This window comes from Acinetobacter sp. ANC 4779 (genome assembly GCF_004331055.1).
Taxonomy (GTDB): Bacteria; Pseudomonadota; Gammaproteobacteria; order Pseudomonadales; family Moraxellaceae; genus Acinetobacter.
In genome coordinates, this window is record NZ_SJNU01000024.1 from 1 (window position 1) to 1,642 (window position 1,642).

Consider the following 1,642-nt stretch of genomic DNA (forward strand, 5'->3'; position numbering starts at 1 on the left):
CATTTCTGCTTTGCTTTTTTTTGGTTTTAACTTCTTCTTTTTTATGCTGAGTATCTTTAATTAAATAACCAATTGTAAAACCTATAATTAAACAGAAAATAGCAATGCCCATCTTTTACTTCCCACATCAAAAAACAAGGGCGAATTAATCGCCCTTTTTTATTATCTTGGTATAATTAATTTACCTGATTCAGTTATTTCAATTAAATCAATACCTTGCTCTAATACTATATGTGCCAGTTCGGTATCTTTCACAGGTTCTAATTTTTTATTAATTAGTACTTTATTTAATTCTACTGCTTTATTTCTTAACAGCTCTTTCTCTCTGTCGTTCAATCTAAGCATTTGTGCCATTGGTGCAAGTTTCCGATACATTTTACAGTCTCCTAATTCTATATAAACTTGTATACATGCTTTACATGATACATGTAAATCTGTTATCTTTTTGTCAAATAGAAACATGTATACATGCTATGGAAAAAGAACAAGCCTTCGAAATCGTCTCCAAAATTATCTTTGACAGAGCTTGTCAATTGATCGTTGGGGGCAATTCTGCTTTTGAATCTGAAAAGGCTCTTTTCCATATTGAAATGTGCATGAACGAGTGGGGCTATAAGTCCGCTTTAGTTTCTGAATATTGTGATGCTGTACAACAAGAAAACGACAAGATGCGCGATTTGGGGATCGAAGAATGAAAAAGAATCCTGTTTGGTCTCTCAATGAATCTTTCTATGGTTCTTCTTTCGAAAAGTCAAAAACACCGAGTTTACAGTGGGGGTTGGAAATAAATCCTTTAAATACCCCCATTAATAAGATGCAGGTAAAGATCACTGGAGAGATCAATGCAACAAGAATATATAGATCAGGCTTTAGTGGTTGCAGATTCTTTTTATAATTTGGGATTTGCTCAAGGTCTAGCTTTCGGTATTTTTATTGCTTTTATGGTCTACATTAAAGTATCAGACTGATTTCGTATAATATGATCAAGATTATGTTACAAGGCCCCAGTGAGAAAATATGCTTTCCTCACGGGGTTTTTTAACATCAATCTGTATTATACGAAATCCCTTTTTATGCTTATGCTTTCTTTATCTTTCAATATTTCTTCACTTGATAAAATTGCTTTATATAAAAATACTGGTAGTCCATCTTCAATATCATTTACTTTTAATTCTTTTGATCCATCTCTGTATTCAAATATAGCAATAGGGTAGTTGTCCTGGTCTACTATGTAAAAACGTCTATCTTTTATAATTAAGTTATTTTCTGTGAATTGGTGTTGAAGTAAGCGCATGAATTTACTCTCATTATGTGAAAGTAAATTTAACTGCCTAATTCTATCTGCATCATTTAAATAACGTATTTTTGCACGTTGTCTCTCGTTGTAGCTTAAATATACATTTCTGCTTTGCTTTTTTTTGGTTTTAACTTCTTCTTTTTTATGCTGAGTATCTTTAATTAAATAACCAATTGTAAAACCTATAATTAAACAGAAAATAGCAATGCCCATCTTTTACTTCCCACATCAAAAAACAAGGGCGAATTAATCGCCCTTTTTTATTATCTTGGTATAATTAATTTACCTGATTCAGTTATTTCAATTAAATCAATACCTTGCTCTAATACTATATGTGCCAGTTCG

General features: G+C 31.5%; 4 protein-coding genes. 2 read left to right on the forward strand and 2 right to left on the reverse strand.

Annotated elements, in window-relative coordinates; genetic code table 11:
* Positions 1 to 162: 162 nt before the first annotated feature.
* A complete protein-coding gene (locus E0H80_RS16525; protein ID WP_131367550.1) occupies positions 163 to 375 on the reverse strand; it encodes a hypothetical protein in 213 nt (70 codons plus the stop codon).
* Positions 376 to 473: 98 nt separating this feature from the next.
* Here E0H80_RS16525 and E0H80_RS16530 point away from each other — a divergent pair, with 98 nt between their 5' ends.
* Together E0H80_RS16530 and E0H80_RS17045 are read left to right on the forward strand one after the other, a co-directional pair.
* Positions 474 to 695, forward strand: a complete 222-nt coding sequence (locus E0H80_RS16530) for a hypothetical protein (RefSeq protein ID WP_131367552.1) — start codon at positions 474 to 476, stop codon at positions 693 to 695.
* Between the two features lie 147 nt (positions 696 to 842).
* Complete coding sequence (locus tag E0H80_RS17045) at positions 843 to 968, forward strand: hypothetical protein (RefSeq protein WP_265937225.1); 126 nt, start codon at positions 843 to 845, stop codon at positions 966 to 968.
* A gap of 86 nt (positions 969 to 1,054) precedes the next feature.
* Here the strand turns inward: E0H80_RS17045 and E0H80_RS16535 are convergent, their stop codons facing one another.
* Complete coding sequence (locus tag E0H80_RS16535; RefSeq protein WP_131367554.1) at positions 1,055 to 1,510, reverse strand: hypothetical protein; 456 nt, start codon at positions 1,508 to 1,510, stop codon at positions 1,055 to 1,057.
* Between the last annotated feature and the right edge of the window lie 132 nt (positions 1,511 to 1,642).

What these genes read in the sequence shown, in the direction of transcription:
- E0H80_RS16525 (WP_131367550.1), bottom strand. Translation starts at nt 375, where the DNA reads ATGTATCGGAAACTTGCACCAATGGCACAAATGCTTAGATTGAACGAC.
- E0H80_RS16530 (WP_131367552.1), top strand. Translation starts at nt 474, where the DNA reads ATGGAAAAAGAACAAGCCTTCGAAATCGTCTCCAAAATTATCTTTGAC.
- E0H80_RS17045 (WP_265937225.1), top strand. Translation starts at nt 843, where the DNA reads ATGCAACAAGAATATATAGATCAGGCTTTAGTGGTTGCAGATTCTTTT.
- E0H80_RS16535 (WP_131367554.1), bottom strand. Translation starts at nt 1,510, where the DNA reads ATGGGCATTGCTATTTTCTGTTTAATTATAGGTTTTACAATTGGTTAT.